Genomic DNA, 14506 nt, shown 5'->3' with positions numbered 1-14506 from the left:
GCGCGGACCGCTCTGTCCTGCGGTCGGTTGTGGGCCGTACGGCGAAGCTGACTCCCCGTGCCCCGGGGGGAGGTTGGGACACGGGGAGAGACTAGATGGGAGCGCTCCCATCTTGGCACGCGACCAGCCGGTAGGTCCAGCCTGGACGCCAGTCGAACGGGGCGTCCACGAGATCCTCCAGCGGCACGCCGCCGACGATGTGGTCGAGGGCGAACCGGTTGGCCGCGTGCGCGACGACCAGGACCGTGCATCCGTCCCACTCGGCGATCACGTCGCCGAGGAAGTCACGGGTCCGCTCGACGACCTGCCGGTAACTCTGGCCGCCGGGCCACGGCTCGTCGATGTGCCTGGACCGCATGCCGTGCAGCCGCTCCACCGGCATGCCGTTCAGCTCGCCGTAGTCGCACTCGCGGAGCCGTCTGTCCTGCCGGATCTCGACCGGCCGGCCGGCGAACGCGATCTCGGCGGTCTGCACGGCCCGCCGCAGGTCGGAGGAGTAGACGACCGCGAGGTCATCGTCCTGGCGGCGCTCGCCCAGCTCTCTGGCCAAGCCCTCGCCGCGCTCGGACAGCTCGCCCGGCAGCCAGCCGGAGGCGATGCCGGTCTCGTTGTCGACGGAGATGGAATGCGTCTCGTAGATCAGCTCAACGGCCATCGGGGGCCTCCAGGACGGTGCCGAGGAAGGCGCGGATGACGGCGGCGATCTCGTCGCGGCGCAGGTCGAGGTCGTGGCCGCCGTGGGTGATCAGGGTGTGCACCGGGTGGCCGGTGGCGACCAGGGCGGAGGCCATCGCCGTGGTCTGGGTCACGGGCGCCAACTCGTCGGCCGCGCCGTGCACCAGGAGCACCGGCACCCCGCTGCCCACGTGGGTGAGCGGTGTGGAGTCGACGGTCGCCTCGTCGCCGGGGGCCGGTTGGTGGCCGATCAGCCCCACCCAGGGGTCGTTGTCCTTGCGGGCCTGGAGCCAGTCGTCGGCCAACGGGTCGACGGGCGGCCAGAACGCCATCACCGCGTCGACGTCATCGGGCTCGTCGATCCCGCGCAGGCCCAGGTGCAGGGCGAGGTGCCCGCCGGCCGAGTCACCGGCCACGATCAGCGGGCGGTCGCCGGCCTGGGCCTTCGCCTCCCGCCCCGCCTGCCGGACGTCCTCAAGCTGGGCGGGCCACCGGGCCTCGCCGGACAGCCGGTAGCTCCCCTCGAACAGGATCAGGCCGTGCCCCGCCAGCGAGGCTCCCCGCATCGGCGCACGGGAATGCCACCCGCCACCGTGCAGCCACAGAACAACCGCGATGTCCTCCATGGCCGTCATCCTTCACCACGGCGTCCACCGGATCGAGCCGATTACCTACGCGGGCCGTACCCTCGCGGTCAGCATGCCCGTCACGGAGGCGAGCACGGCACAGGCCGCGACCACGCCGAGGATCAGCCCCCACGGGATCACGAGGGTCACCGGGGTGCCCAGCGTCGCGGCCAGCCCGGCGCGCATGCCGAGCAGCGCGGGCAGGGCGACCACCACGCCGAGCGCCGTCCCGAGCAGGACCACGAGCACCGACTCCGCCGCGACCGCGCCCAGCACCTGCCGGTTCGTCGCGCCCGACAACCGCAGGACGGCGAGGTCGCGGGCGCGGCCCGAGGTGGACATCATCAGCGTGCCGGCGATGGCGACGGCCGTGTACCCGGCCGACACGACGACGAGCAGCAGGGTGAAGATCCAGACCAGCCGGTCCTCCGCCGCGTCGGCCTCCGCCGCATAGGTGGCGACGTCGACGGCCCGTGCGCCGAGGCCGTCCGGCAGCCGTGGCGGGCCCGCGAGGTACGCCTGGTCGGCGAGCGACGAGGGATCGTGCGCCCGCACCAGCTCCCGGGGCAGCAGCACGCTGGCCGGCGCGGAACCCATCACACCCACCACCTTCAACGCCGCGGAGCGCCCGTCCTCGAAGGTCACCTCCGCCACGTCGCCCGGCTGCCAGCGCCGTTCCGCGGCGAGCCACTCGGTGGCGATCATGGTGTCGCCGCGCAGGTCGCCGAGGGAGCCCGAGATCATCTCCGGCCGCCATCCCCGGGCGAGCGCGTCGGCGGTGACCCCCGACGCGGAGACGGTGCCGGCCTGCGTCTCGCCGTACAGGGCGGTGGGCAGCGCCGACGCCCCGCCCACCGCGTCGGAGAGGCCCGGGGCGCCCGACGGGATCACGACCGCGCCGGCCTGGACCGTGGTGGCCCGCGCGGCCGCGTACGCACCCGCCGTCGTCTGCACCATGCCGGTGATCAGTACGGCGAAGCCCACTGTGGCCAGCACGGGGGCGGCGGTGGAGGCGGTACGGCGAATCGCCACCAGGGAGCTCTCCCGCACCAGCATGCCGGTGGCCCCGCGCAGCCGGGTGAGCGGCCAGGTGACCAGCCGGACCACCGGCGGGACGACGGCCGGGGCCAGCAGGGTCAGACCCAGGATCAGGGCCGACGCGGCGTAGATCGAGTAGGAGACCAGCTCCGCGCCCCCCGCGGTGGCGCTCGCCACGGCCGCCGCGAGACCGGCGGCCGTGCAGACGACACCGGAGATCCATCTGCCGCGCGGCAGGGGCCGCTCGTCGACGGCGGCCTCGCGCAGGGCCTCCAGCGGGCGCACCCCGGCCGCCCGGCGGGAGGCCGACCAGACGCCCAGCAACGCCACGACCAGCCCGACCGCGAACGACGCCACCAGCGGCGGCACCTCGACCCGCACCGTGAACGACGCGGGTTCGAACCCCGCCGCGACCAGCAGATCACCGACGACCGGCGCGACGGCGGCACCGAGCAGGACGCCGGCCAGCGCCGCCACCACGCCGACCCCGAGCGCCTCGCCGTACATCATCCGCCGTACCTGGCGCGGTGTCGCGCCCACCGCGCGCAGCAGGCCGAGCTCACGCCGCCGCTGCGCAACGCCGAAGGCGAACGTCGAGGCCACCACGAAGACCGAGACGAACCCGGCCAGGGCGGCCATCGCGCTGAGCACCTGCATGCCGATCCACCGGATCCGCGCGTCCTCCAGGGGTTCCGCGGCCACGCGCGCGTCACCGGTGAGAACCCGGCCCCCGGCCCCCGGTCCGGGAACCTCTGCCACGATCTCCTCGGCCGCACGCCCGATCGTGTCCGGGGCGGCGGCCGGCTCGGCGACCAGACCGATCAGGCGTACACCGCCCGAGAGGCGGGCGGCCGTCGCGTCGGAGACGTGGACACCCGGGGCGTCACTGGTGCCCGACACCGTGTACGGCGCCGGCCCCGCCGCGGTGAGCAGCGTCACCGGTGCGCCGGGGGCGAGGCCGAGGGCGCGGTCGAGCACCACCTCCCCGGCGCCCTCCGGCGCCCTTCCCGAGGTCAGCGGGTACGGCCCGAGCGCGGCGGCGGACCAGGCGTGGCCACGCCCGTCGCCGATCGGCTCGCCGTCGATGACGGGCTGGGCGTAGAAGGCGAGGTCGGGCACGGCCGCCGCCACGCCGGGGATCGCCGCCAGCCGCCCGGCCAGCGACGCGGCCGTCTCCTGCATCCAGGGCCGGTCAGGCGTGAAGTTGCCGTCCTCCCTGACCGCGGCCGGGACCTGGACGAGCACGGCCGCCCCCGCGAGCCGTACGGGCACCAGCGGCTGCGCCGACAGGTACGCCAGGGCGGTCGCGGACAGGATCGCCACCCCGAGACAGAGCGCGACGAACGTTCCGGCGAACCCGCTCCAGCGCTCCCGCAGGATTGCGAGGCTCAGCATGCCGCGGCCTCCAGCTTCGCCATCCGGGCCGCGACCGACCCGGCGGTGACCTCCGAGGTGACCTCCTCCACCACCCGGCCGTCCGCCAGGAAGATCACCCGGTCGGCGTGGGCCGCCGCCACCGGGTCGTGGGTCACCATGATCAGCGTCTGGTCCTGACGGTCGACGAGATCACGGAGCAGCGCCAGCACGCCACGCGAAGTCCTGGTGTCCAGCGACCCGGTCGGCTCGTCGGCGAACACGACGGCCGGCCGGGTGATCAGCGCCCTGGCCATCGCGACCCGCTGCTGCTCCCCACCCGAGAGCTGGCTCGGCCGGTGACCGCCCCGCCCGGCCAGGCCCACCTCGGCCAGCGCCGCGCGCACCTCGGCGGGCTCCGGCCGGCGACCCGCCAGACGCAGCGGCAGGGCGACGTTCTGCTCGGCGGTCAGCGCGGAGACCAGGTTGAACGACTGGAAGACGAACCCGACCCGATCCCGGCGCAGCAGCGTGAGCGCGGTCTCGTGCAGGCCGCCGAGGTCGGTGCCGTCGATGACGATCCTGCCCTCCGTCGGGCGGTCGAGCCCGGCGGCGCAGTGGAGCAAGGTGGATTTCCCCGAACCTGACGGACCCATCACGGCGGTGAAGGTTCCCGCGTGGAAGTCGATGGACACGCCGTCCAGGGCCTTCACCGGCAGCGCGGCCGGGCCGTACACCTTGCGCACCGACCAGAGCTGGACGGTTTCTCTAGGTTTCATGCCGTCCAGCCAAGCCGTGCCGGACCTGGAGCACACTGGCGCTGGGACGAGACCGGAAGCTAGTCCCAGCACTACTGCCCGGCCCGAGCCGGTCGGTTACCGTTTGGAGGGTGATCGCCCGTACCGCCCTGGAGGCCATGGCCAGTGGGCCGCTGCGCTTCCTGGCGTCCTCGTGGCCGTGGCGGTCCCTGGCGTACCTGCTGATCAGCCTGGCCATGGCGCTGGTCGCGGCGCTCCTGGTCCACACCGCCTACCTGTTCGGCGTGCCGGTCGCCGTGCTCGCCGGGCTGGTGTTCACGATGGTCGCCGCCCTCGGGCTGGCCAGGTTCGAGCGGTGGCGGCTCCGGCTGGTCGACCTCGGGCCGGTCCGCGACCCGCACCGGCGGGCCGGACCCGGTCCGCGCGCCTGGCTCGCCACCCGGCTCAGGGAACAGGCGACGTGGCGCGAGTTCGGCTTCGGGGTGGTCTCCGTGACCGCGCTGTGGTGGATCGACCTCGGCCTGGTGACACTCGGGATGGGGCTTCCCGTCATGCTGATCACCGCGCCCCTGCAACCGAGCGCCTCGCCGGCCGCCGGACTCCCGCTGTCGATCCTCGGCCTGCTGACGTTGCCGCTCGCCGCCTACCCGATCACCGCCTGGGCGGGGGCGCGCGCGACCATCATCCGGGCCGTGCTCGCGCCGCGCGAGGCGGAGATCATCCGCTCCCGGGCCCGGCTCGTCGACGCCTTCGAGACCGAGCGCCGCCGCATCGAGCGCGACCTGCACGACGGGGCCCAGCAGCGGCTCGTCGCGCTCACCATGAAACTCGGCCTCGCCCGCCTCGACCTGCCACCGGGATCCGCCGTGGCCGCCCAGGTCGCCGAGGCGCACGAGGAGGCCAGGAACGCGCTGGCCGAGCTGCGGGAGCTGATCCGCGGCGTGCACCCCCAGGTGCTCACCGACCGGGGGCTGGCCGCCGCGGTCGACGACGTGGCGGGCCGTTCGCCGGTCCCGGTGGACGTCGACATCCTGCTGCCGGCCGTACGGCTGCCGCCGCAGGCGGAGGTGACCGCCTACTACGTGGTCTCCGAGGCGCTCACCAACGTGGCCAAGCACAGCGCCGCCACCCGCTGCCGGGTGCGCGGGCGCGTCGTGCGGGGCGTGCTGGTGCTGGAGATCCGCGACGACGGCCGGGGCGGGGCCGATCCCGCCGCCGGCACCGGGCTGTCCGGCCTGGCCGACCGGCTCGCGGTCGCCGAGGGCACGATGTCCCTCGCCAGCCCGGTGGGCGGGCCTACCGTGCTGGAGGTGGAGATCCCATGCGGATAGCCGGGCACCTGGCGATCCCGCGCGGGCGGGCGGCGTTCGGAGTGTCGTCTTGAGGGGTGTCGTTTTGAGGGTGTCGTCTTGAGGGTGGTCATCGCCGAGGACGCGGTGCTGCTCCGGGAGGGTCTCGCCGGGCTGCTCGAACGCTTCGGGCACCAGGTCGTGGCCGCGGTCGGCGACGCGGGCGCGCTGCTCGTCGCCGTCGAGGAGCACCTGCCCGACATCGTCGTCGCCGACGTCAGGATGCCGCCCGGCTACACCGACGAGGGGGTGCGCGCCGCCCTGGAGCTACGGGCCCGCCATCCGTCGCTCGCGGTGCTCGTCCTCAGCCAGTACGTGGAGCAGACCTACGCCGCCGAGCTGCTCGACACGGGATCCGGCACCGGGATCGGCTACCTGCTCAAGGACAGGGTCGGCGACGTCAGGGAGTTCGTCGACGCCCTGGAACGGGTCGCCGCCGGGCACACCGTCGTCGATCCCGAGGTGGTCAGGCAGCTCCTCCGCCGCCGCCGCGACCCGCTCACCCGGTTGACCGCGCGTGAGCTGGAGGTCCTCGGGCTGATCGCGGAGGGCCGGTCCAACGCCGCCATCGCCCGCGCCCTGGTGGTCACCGAGGCCGCCGTCGCCAAGCACATCGCGAACATCCTCGGCAAACTCGACCTCCCACCCGCCCACGACGACCACCGCCGGGTCCTGGCCGTGCTCGCCTACCTGCGCGCCTGAAGGCCGGGGGAGCCCTCTGGAGATCTAGGAGTCGGCCAGATCGCGGTAGACCGGGCGCAGGATGTCGAGGAGCGGGATGTGCCGCACCTTGACCGGCGGCGGATCCAGGGCACGGAGCAGGAGATCGGGCGGGGGCGGGGCGCCACCGGGGCGGGACAGCAGGCGGCCGAGGGAGACGGCGGGAGCGTAGAAGTCGTTCATCCGGTCGGTGAAGGGCACCTCGTCGACGTGCAGCGGGTCGGCCGCCTCGTCATCGTCGGCCAGGCCGCGCAACGCGTCGAGCAGATCGTCCTTGGCCCGGCCGCGCCAGGCCAGCACCAGGAACGGGTCCCGATCGAAGGCCTCGGCGAGCAGGTAGAGGACCGCCGACAGGTGCTTGCAGGGGAAACCCCAGTCGGGGCACGAGCACTCCATGTCGAGCTCGGCGGGGAAGAGCGGCAGGCTCAGGGCGTCGAAGACGTCGACGATCTCCTTCGGCATCTCGCCCGCCAGCAGCGCCGCCCGGTAGAGGGCCTGCCCGGCGAGCGACTCCTCGACCCGGCCCCAGGCGGCCTCGCCGTACGCCATGATTCGCACCGTGACGTCGTACGGCCGGGGCCGGGAACCCTGGACCTGGGCTTCGACCAGGCCGGCGGAGAGGTCGAGGGAGAGGACCTGGCCCTTGCGGGCATACGAACGGCCGCGGCTGAGCCGGCCCGCGTCGCAGATGCCCTCCAGGATGTCGATGAACCGGCGCGACCACCACTGGCGGCCGATCGAGCCCCGTGTGCTGCGGGCCCGGATGCCGCCCTCGACGCTGATCGGCCCGTCGCCGTCGTACCAGGAGGGCATCAGGTCACCGCCCCGGGGTCGAGCCGGAACAGGTCGCGCAACTGGTCGGTGGACAGCTCGGAGATCCAGTCTTCGCCGGTGCCGACGACCCGGTCGGCCAGCGCCTTCTTCCGCTCGATCATCTCATCGACCCGTTCCTCCAGAGTGCCGGTGCAGATGAACTTCCTGACCTGGACGTTCCGCGTCTGGCCGATCCGGAAGGCGCGGTCGGTGGCCTGGTTCTCCACCGCCGGGTTCCACCACCGGTCGACGTGGATCACGTGGTTGGCGGCGGTGAGGTTCAGCCCCGTGCCGGCCGCCCTGAGCGAGAGCAGGAACAGCATCGGCTCGTCGTCGTTCTGGAAACGGTCGACCAGCTCGTCGCGCTTCTTCTTGGACAGCCCGCCGTGCAGCCACAGCACGGGACGGTCGAGGTGGACGGCGAGGTAGGGCTGCAGGAGGGAGCCGAACTCGGAGTACTGCGTGAAGATGAGCGCCTTGTCGCCCTCTTCGACGATCTCCTCGGCCAACTCCTCCAGCCGGGCCAGCTTCCCCGACCTGCCGGCCAGCCGCGAGCCGTCCTTGAGCAGGTGGGCGGGGTGGTTGCAGACCTGTTTCAGCTTGGTCATCGCGGCCAGCACGTTGCCCCGCCGTTCGATGCCCTCGCTGCCCTCGATCCTGCCGAGCATGTCGTCGACCACGGCCTTGTAGAGGGTGCCCTGCTCGGGGGTGAGCGTGCACCAGACCTTGATCTCCTGCTTGTCCGGCAGATCGGAGATGATCGACTTGTCGGTCTTGAGGCGTCTGAGGACGAAGGGGCCGGTCGCCCGTTTCAGCGCCGCGGCCGCCTCCTCATCCTGCCGCGCCTCGATGGGCTCCTGGTAGCGGGTCCTGAACTTCTTGGCGGGCCCGAGCAGGCCGGGATTGCAGAACTCCATGATCGACCAGAGCTCGGCCAGGTGGTTCTCCACCGGCGTGCCGGTCAGCGCCAGCCGTGTCCGGGCGGGCAGCGATCGCAGGGCCTGCGCCTGCCTGGTGGCGCTGTTCTTGATCGCTTGGGCCTCGTCGCAGACCACCCGCTCCCAGCCGACCCCCCGCAGGGCGCCGAGGTCGCGGAGGGCCGTGCCGTACGTGGTGATCACCAGATCGGCCTCCGCCACGGCCGCCGTCAGCTCCTCCTCACGCTTCCGCCCGCTGCCGTGGTGCACGTAGACCCGCAACGACGGCGCGAACCGCGCGGCCTCCTTCTGCCAGTTGCTCACCAGCGACATCGGACACACCAGCAACGTCGCCGCCGGCCTTTGTCCGATTCGTTCGTTAAGCAACAAAGACAACGTTTGGGCGGTTTTTCCCAGTCCCATGTCGTCCGCGAGGATGCCGCCGAGGCCCAGGTGGGAGAGGTAGGCGAGCCAGGACAGGCCGCGTTCCTGGTAGGGGCGCAGGACGCCGTCGAAGGTGGCGGGGGTCGCGACGGGGGAGAGGCGGCGGTCGGCCTCACCGGAGAGCAGGTCGCCGAGCACGCCGTCCGCGTCGACGTCGAGCAGCGGAAGCCCTTCGTCCTCGCCCTCGACGACATCGCGGATCACCTCGCCTACGGTCATCTCGCCGCTGCGCCGCCGTTCGACCACCTTGAGGGCGGCCTTCAGCTGGCGGTCGTCCAGCTCGACCCACTGGCCGCGCACCCGGACCAGGGGCACCTTGAGCTGAGCCAGTTCGGCGAGCTCCGCCTCGCTGATCGTGTGGTCGCCGATGGCCAGGTCGATCTGGAAGTCGACCAGCTCGGCGAGGCCGAATCCCTGGCCGGCCACCGCCTTCGGGCCGGTGCGGGAGCGGGTGGTCAGTTTCAGGCCCAGCCCCTTACGGCCGGCCCAGGCCGGGAGCTGCACGCCGTACCCCGCCGCCTGGAGCAGCGGCGCGGCGTGACGGAGGAACGTGAAGGCCCACGCGGTGTCGACCGCCATGCCCGAGGGCTGCGCGGACCGCAACGCGGAGTAGAGCTCGGGACACAGCCGTACGGCGCGGCCCAGGCCGGCGAGGAGGGTCTCGTCCGGGCGCCTGGGCAGTCCGGCGATCCGCTCGCCCGCCCAGATCCGGGTGGCGGGCACGTAGAGCGACGGGTCGTCGGTCGACTGGAGCGCGAACTCCACCTCCCAGCCGTCGTCGTCGTCCACCGGCTCCATCAGCCGGAAGCAGACCCGGAACGGGCCGTCCATCCGTTGCGCGGCGGCGAGCCAGTCGCGGAGGGCGGAGCCGAGCTCCTCGGCGTCGCGCGGCCGGGCGCCGGGCAGCGCGGCCTCCGCGCTGGACAGCGCGAACAGCCAGCGCTCGGGCAGCGGGCTCCTGGGCCCGGGCCGTTGCGCGGCCAGCAGACGATCGGGCAACGCGGTGCGCACCGCCGCGTCGGCCAGCCCGGCGAGCGCGTCGCGGAGCACCGCCGCCGCCGGGCTCTCGCCTCCGGCGGCACGGCAGACCGGCGGCATCGTCTGGGCCAGCTCCCGGAACGCCGCGGCGTCGCCTCCCGTCAGCACCGGCGACCACCGTCCGGCGTGCACGCCGTCCTCGGTGACGAGCTGCGGGAGCACCCGGCCACGCCTGACCAGGCCGCGCGCCGCCTGCGCCACCACTCCGAGATAGCGCAGCGAGACGCCGGGGCCCCACTCGGCGTCGCCGTTCACGGGAGGAGACGCGGTCCGGACCGCTCTCGTGGCGGGCTTCGCCGAGGGCTCGCCCTCCGTGGCGGGCTCGGCGGTCCGTTCCTGGAGGGTGGGGAGGGAGTCGAGGAGACGGAGGGCGTCGACGGGGGCGAGGAGGAGGGCGGGCACCTGCCAGGAGGAGAGCCGGGGACTTCGGGCGCCGCCCTCCATGCCGGACTCCGGAGAGGGGAGCGGGCCCCTGGCCGATCCGGGCAGCAGCAGGGCGAGCTCGCGTTCCTCGGCCTTGGCCGCGAGTTCGCCGATGGCCGCCGCGAGGGTCGCGGCGGCGGCGCCGAACGGGTGCGGCCGGGTGCGGGCGCGGGAGGAGGTCTCCGTGGTCAGCGAGGTGTCCTCGGCCCACAGACCGAGCCGCCCGTCAAGCCAGGCACCATGCACGACCAGCACGTGACCACCCCCATCACCGCCGCCACCTTTGCCCAGGCACCCTACCTGTGACCGGAGCCCGCCGGGTCCTGTCCGCACGCGCACACGGCGGCCTCCCAGACCCGCTGGAAATCCTCCGGATCGAGCGGGCTGGTGCCTCTCTCCCAGATCTCCACCGCCTGGTCGGTGAGGAAGCCGTGGTCGTCTTCCAGATGCCGCCACCAGTATCGGTGAATCCGGCGGTCGGCCCCCACCTCGATCTGTTTCACCGCCCACTGCTGCCCGTCGCCCTCGATGGTCTCGAACAGCCAGACGCCGCCGTCGTCGTCGGCGGCCCGCCAGCAGGACCGGGGGCCGGCCGACTCGTCGAGCTCTCTGACCATGGGCTCACGCTGATCTCGAAGCACCCGCCCAGGCTCTCACGCGCCCCTGACACTTTCGCGAAGCGCGCGGCTCTACCGGGCCAGGTAGGCGGCGATGACCTTCTTCGGGACGACCATCTTCCAGGCTTCCACCACCAGCTCGTGGGTCTCGGCCTCGTCGAGGGCGGCCAGCCGGGCGTGGACCCAGTTGAAGCGCTCGTCGGAGGGGCGGGGCCGCTCGAACTTGGCGGGCTCGGCCGCGATGAGCGCGTCGCGTTCCTCCTTGGGGAACCCGAAGCCCATGATCGTCTCATCGGCGGAGAAGCCGACGTAGACGATGGCGCCGACCCGGAACTTGACCCTGTCCCTGACGAGCGCTTCATGGGTCCTGGGCAGGGTCAGGGCCAGCCGCCGGACGTCCTCGACAGTCACCATCCGGACATCGTCCCACGCAGCCGCCCCGCCTGACGGACCTGCCGTACTCGCCCGGCACGCGGACCGTGCCCCAGGTGCTGGACATGCCGTACGGGCCGCCTGCCCGCCCACCGCGTGCGGTGATGGCGGGCAGGGTCCGGTCCGGCGTCGGCGCCTCGGGTCACCTGACCCGTTCTCTGTCGTCGAAGCGGATCGCGCGGAGCTGGTCGGCGGCCTGCCGGTCGAGGATCGTCACACCGGTGGCCGGCGGCAGCGACCCGCCGCGGGCCCGCGCCACCAGCGTGCGCCAGCGGCGGCAGTGCCTGGCGAAGGTCGAGATCGTGACGACCCGGCCTCTCTCCTGCTGGCCCGCCCACGCGACGTGCGGCTCCACGTCGAGCAGGATCACGTGCAGCTCGGCGTCCAGCCTGCGGGTGAGCCAGGCGAAGCCGTGCAGGATATGCGGCCAGGTGCCCCGGGTGTGGGCGACGACGGCCTCGCCGCGCATCAGGGCGCGCACGATCCGCCACACGTGGGTGGCGTGCACGATCGGGGTGCGGGCGCGCGGGGTGATCAGGCGCAGCCGGGGGGCCCACCGGTTACGCGACTGGCGGGAGTCGATCACCAGGGCGCCGGCCCCGCGCACCGGCTCCCTCTCATCACCTCGCAGGTCGTACAGGCGTTCAAGGAGTGTGCTCTTGCCCGCGCCCGGCAGGCCGGCGAGCAGCACCAGCGAGCGGGCGGGGTAACGAAGATCCTCGACTGACGTGGGGCCGGCCGGGTTGGCGGCCATGGAAGGCACCTCGCTGAAGTAGGGGACGTCCCCCCATCATGCGTTGTCGAGGCGGTGGCCGTGACCGCCTTCGCCGCGAACCGCCGTGAGTTCGGTCCCACATGGCCGCCCGGTGCCGATCGACCGCCGCGCGATGCCCGGAAACACACGGTACGGCACGGCTGGTTGCCTCAGGGGCGGGGGAACCATTCGCCGTCGAGACGGTCGCCGGCGGTGAGGCCGAGCGGGTCGGTCACGACGTGCGCGGCCCCCGAGTAACGGGTGTCCTCGTCCATGTAGATGTTGACATGCGCGAGCCGGGCCAGGCCGGTGCGGTTGGGGAGGGCCATGTGGCCGGTGTGGCTGTTGTGGAAGGTGCAGTCGCCCGCCCGGAGCGGGACGGTGACACGGGGGAGCCACCGGAGCGAGGGATCGGCTTCGAACAGGTCGTCCTCCTCGTTGAGATCCTGTGGCCGCAGCCCGGTGACGTGCTGGGTACCGGGCAGGAAGGTCATGCAGCCGCGCTCGGGCGGCACGTCGACCAGCGCGATCCAGGCCGAGATGGCATGCCGGTTGGGCTCGTGCGGCCAGTACGGCTGGTCCTGGTGGAACTCGGTGGCCGTCTCGTTGTGCGGCTCCTTGACGAGCATCTGGTCGTGCCAGATCCGCAGCCGGACGCCCGCGAGCTGCTCGGCCACCCCGGCCAGCCGGGAGTGCAGGGTGAGCTCCCGCGCGGTGGGGTCGAGCCGCCAGACGTTGACGAGCTGGCTGAAGACGGCCCCGGCGGTGCTGTCGGACCGGTTCGCCGCCAGGATCGACTCCGCCGCGGTCCTGAACCGTTCGACCTCCTGCTGTCCGAGGATGCCGCGGACCCGGACGAACCCGTTCTCCCGGTAGGCCGTGACGAGGTCGGCGGCGACCTGCCCGTCCGGTGCGATGTCGGTGACGTGCTGCGTGGCAGTCATGCCTGGCCTTTCCCTTTACCGTTGTTCCTGTGCTGCCACCCTTTCCCAGGAGCCCGGCGAGAGGCTAGGCGGATTACGGCGAAGAGTCGTACGATTCCGACATGTCGGCCATAGCGGCGTTGCACGAGCACGACACCTTCGTCGGCGGGGCGGTGTTCGGCCGCGTGTACGAACTGGGGGGCTACGAACTGGCGGGCGAGGTGGCGCCGCACGTCCACGACTTCCTGGAGATCGCGGTGCTGGGGGCCGGCACCGGGACCCACGTGACCAGCCACGGCGAGCGGCGGATGCGGCAGGGAGACGTGATCGTCCTGCGGCCTGGCGCGTGGCACGGGTTCCGCGACTGCGACGAGCTGACCGTGGCCAACTGCTGCGTCTCCGCCGCGGCCCTGCGCGGCGAACTCGCGCCGCTCCGCGAGATCCCCGCCTTCCGCCGCCTGCTGTGGACGGAGCCGATGGCCGCCGGCTCCCACGGCGTCATCGTCACCCGGATCGAACCGGCCGCGGCGGCGGAGGCCATCGGGGAGATCGCCCTGCTGGCGCGCGACCTCGCCGCCCCCGGCAGCCGGCCGGGCCGGACACTCGGCAGGCTGGTCAGCGTCCTCGGCATCCTTACCGACGGCCGGGAGCCCGAGCGGGCCGCCGCGCCGCACCCGGCGGTCGCGGCCGTCATCGCGCTGCTGGAGGACGCGCCCGCCCGCCAGTGGCGGATCGCCGACCTGGCCGGACAGGTCAGCCTCGACGCCGCCTACCTCGGCCGGCTCTTCCGCAGGCACGTCGGGCTGTCCCCACTCGCCTTCCTGGCCAGGGTCAGGGCCGAGCGCGCGGCGACGCTGCTGGCACGGACGACGACCCCGATCGCACGCGTCGGGGCGGCCGTGGGCTGGGACGACCCGACCTACTTCGCCCGCCGCTTCCGCGACCTCGTCGGCCTCACCCCGAGCGACTACCGCCGACGCGGAGGCTTAGGCAGGTGACGTCTACGCGACGAAGCCGCGGGTAGGGCCCCGCCATGCGGAAGCCGCGTGCGAACACTGACCGCGCGCGGCGAAAACCGGCCTGTCGGTATACTCGGGATACTTCGACGCGATGCTGAGCGGTACTGACCCACGCTCTTCGGGCCTGGGGTCGGGCAACCAAGTAGCGGGGCGATCGGTCCACTCGCCGCATGCGGCTTCGGTGTCGACGAGGATCGGGACCCGTTGGGCCGGGCGTACCCACCACGGCACGGACGGGCCGGGCCCCTGCGGAGCCCGGCCCGTCAGCGATGAATAGCCGTCAGATCGGACCGTCGGCGCGTCCGGGATCGACAGCGCGGGGATGGCTTCCCCCTCTGACGGTACGGCCCGTGGTGGGTCTTCTCGCTAGGGGCAGTAGGAGCCGCGCTTCTCCCAGGGTCCGCAGTTGTCGCCGGAAGACGAGCAGCACAGCCTCCTGTACCAGCCGGTCGGGAAGCACTTGTACTGGTATCCGCATATTGCCGACGCCCTCTCCTCCGGAAGTACCAGCGCCAGAGCTTTGTCGATGATCTTCATCCTGCCCCCTCGTATCTCCTACTAGTGATGGTTGTGGCGATTATCGGGACGGGCGTTGGCGGGCGACTAG

14 protein-coding genes are annotated in these 14506 nt (G+C 72.9%); 3 read left to right on the top strand and 11 right to left on the bottom strand.

All coding sequences use genetic code 11. The features are described 5' to 3' along the window. Positions 1–91: 91 nt before the first annotated feature. From MBA17_RS05080 to MBA17_RS05065, 4 genes are read right to left on the bottom strand one after another with little or no spacing between them, the layout of a single operon-like run. Positions 92–655 carry a histidine phosphatase family protein gene (locus MBA17_RS05080; protein ID WP_238495088.1) on the bottom strand — a complete coding sequence of 188 codons (564 nt, stop codon included), beginning with the start codon at positions 653–655 and terminating at the stop codon, positions 92–94. Beyond that, positions 645–1301 (bottom strand): alpha/beta hydrolase fold domain-containing protein, encoded by a 657-nt coding sequence (locus tag MBA17_RS05075; protein ID WP_238495087.1) that lies wholly within the window; start codon positions 1299–1301, stop codon positions 645–647. The genes MBA17_RS05080 and MBA17_RS05075 overlap by 11 nt, the downstream gene beginning before the upstream one ends. A 45-nt stretch (positions 1302–1346) precedes the next feature. After that, complete coding sequence (locus tag MBA17_RS05070) at positions 1347–3734, bottom strand: ABC transporter permease (RefSeq protein WP_238495086.1); 2388 nt, start codon at positions 3732–3734, stop codon at positions 1347–1349. Continuing rightward, a complete protein-coding gene (locus MBA17_RS05065) occupies positions 3728–4471 on the bottom strand; it encodes an ABC transporter ATP-binding protein (RefSeq protein WP_238495085.1) in 744 nt (247 codons plus the stop codon). The genes MBA17_RS05070 and MBA17_RS05065 overlap by 7 nt, the downstream gene beginning before the upstream one ends. Positions 4472–4581: 110 nt before the next feature. On the opposite strand from MBA17_RS05065, the gene MBA17_RS05060 reads away from it, so the two are divergent. Both MBA17_RS05060 and MBA17_RS05055 read left to right on the top strand, forming a co-directional pair. Next, complete coding sequence (locus MBA17_RS05060) at positions 4582–5781, top strand: sensor histidine kinase (protein WP_238495084.1); 1200 nt, start codon at positions 4582–4584, stop codon at positions 5779–5781. A gap of 78 nt (positions 5782–5859) precedes the next feature. After that, entirely contained in the window at positions 5860–6501 is a 642-nt protein-coding gene (locus MBA17_RS05055; protein ID WP_238495083.1) for a response regulator, read from the top strand. Positions 6502–6525: 24 nt separating this feature from the next. Here MBA17_RS05055 and MBA17_RS05050 read toward each other — a convergent pair whose 3' ends face one another. The 6 genes from MBA17_RS05050 to MBA17_RS05025 form a co-directional block, all read right to left on the bottom strand. Continuing rightward, positions 6526–7332 carry an SWIM zinc finger family protein gene (locus MBA17_RS05050; RefSeq protein ID WP_238495082.1) on the bottom strand — a complete coding sequence of 269 codons (807 nt, stop codon included), beginning with the start codon at positions 7330–7332 and terminating at the stop codon, positions 6526–6528. After that, positions 7332–10409: a DEAD/DEAH box helicase gene (locus MBA17_RS05045; RefSeq protein WP_238495081.1), complete on the bottom strand. Its 3078-nt coding sequence runs from the start codon at positions 10407–10409 to the stop codon at positions 7332–7334. The genes MBA17_RS05050 and MBA17_RS05045 overlap by 1 nt, the downstream gene beginning before the upstream one ends. A 41-nt stretch (positions 10410–10450) precedes the next feature. Continuing rightward, on the bottom strand, positions 10451–10771 hold the full coding sequence (locus tag MBA17_RS05040; RefSeq protein ID WP_238495080.1) for a hypothetical protein: 321 nt from the start codon (positions 10769–10771) through the stop codon (positions 10451–10453). Between the two features lie 72 nt (positions 10772–10843). Beyond that, positions 10844–11185 (bottom strand): MmcQ/YjbR family DNA-binding protein, encoded by a 342-nt coding sequence (locus MBA17_RS05035; protein ID WP_238495079.1) that lies wholly within the window; start codon positions 11183–11185, stop codon positions 10844–10846. A 160-nt stretch (positions 11186–11345) separates the two neighbouring features. Then, entirely contained in the window at positions 11346–11957 is a 612-nt protein-coding gene (locus tag MBA17_RS05030) for an ATP-binding protein (protein ID WP_238495078.1), read from the bottom strand. Positions 11958–12127: 170 nt separating this feature from the next. After that, positions 12128–12901 (bottom strand): phytanoyl-CoA dioxygenase family protein, encoded by a 774-nt coding sequence (locus tag MBA17_RS05025; RefSeq protein WP_238495077.1) that lies wholly within the window; start codon positions 12899–12901, stop codon positions 12128–12130. A 101-nt stretch (positions 12902–13002) separates the two neighbouring features. Between MBA17_RS05025 and MBA17_RS05020 the strand changes: the two genes are divergently transcribed. Further along, entirely contained in the window at positions 13003–13878 is an 876-nt protein-coding gene (locus MBA17_RS05020) for an AraC family transcriptional regulator (protein WP_238495076.1), read from the top strand. Between the two features lie 387 nt (positions 13879–14265). On the opposite strand, the gene MBA17_RS05015 is transcribed toward MBA17_RS05020, so the two are convergent. Next, positions 14266–14436: a hypothetical protein gene (locus MBA17_RS05015; protein ID WP_238495075.1), complete on the bottom strand. Its 171-nt coding sequence runs from the start codon at positions 14434–14436 to the stop codon at positions 14266–14268. Positions 14437–14506 lie beyond the last annotated feature (70 nt).

Source organism: Dolomitihabitans soli, from assembly GCF_022213955.1.
Taxonomy (GTDB): Bacteria; Actinomycetota; Actinomycetes; order Streptosporangiales; family Streptosporangiaceae; genus Streptosporangium_A; species Streptosporangium_A soli.
Note: the sequence above shows the minus strand (reverse complement) of the source record. Positions and strands in the feature narration are given on the sequence as shown.

Excerpts from the sequence above, each read along its gene's own strand:
- MBA17_RS05025 (WP_238495077.1), bottom strand. The coding sequence starts at position 12,901 with ATGACTGCCACGCAGCACGTCACCGACATCGCACCGGACGGGCAGGTC.
- MBA17_RS05020 (WP_238495076.1), top strand. The coding sequence starts at position 13,003 with ATGTCGGCCATAGCGGCGTTGCACGAGCACGACACCTTCGTCGGCGGG.
- MBA17_RS05080 (WP_238495088.1), bottom strand. The coding sequence starts at position 655 with ATGGCCGTTGAGCTGATCTACGAGACGCATTCCATCTCCGTCGACAAC.
- MBA17_RS05030 (WP_238495078.1), bottom strand. The coding sequence starts at position 11,957 with ATGGCCGCCAACCCGGCCGGCCCCACGTCAGTCGAGGATCTTCGTTAC.
- MBA17_RS05050 (WP_238495082.1), bottom strand. The coding sequence starts at position 7,332 with ATGCCCTCCTGGTACGACGGCGACGGGCCGATCAGCGTCGAGGGCGGC.
- MBA17_RS05015 (WP_238495075.1), bottom strand. The coding sequence starts at position 14,436 with ATGAAGATCATCGACAAAGCTCTGGCGCTGGTACTTCCGGAGGAGAGG.
- MBA17_RS05040 (WP_238495080.1), bottom strand. The coding sequence starts at position 10,771 with ATGGTCAGAGAGCTCGACGAGTCGGCCGGCCCCCGGTCCTGCTGGCGG.
- MBA17_RS05065 (WP_238495085.1), bottom strand. The coding sequence starts at position 4,471 with ATGAAACCTAGAGAAACCGTCCAGCTCTGGTCGGTGCGCAAGGTGTAC.
- MBA17_RS05035 (WP_238495079.1), bottom strand. The coding sequence starts at position 11,185 with ATGGTGACTGTCGAGGACGTCCGGCGGCTGGCCCTGACCCTGCCCAGG.
- MBA17_RS05075 (WP_238495087.1), bottom strand. The coding sequence starts at position 1,301 with ATGGAGGACATCGCGGTTGTTCTGTGGCTGCACGGTGGCGGGTGGCAT.
- MBA17_RS05070 (WP_238495086.1), bottom strand. The coding sequence starts at position 3,734 with ATGCTGAGCCTCGCAATCCTGCGGGAGCGCTGGAGCGGGTTCGCCGGA.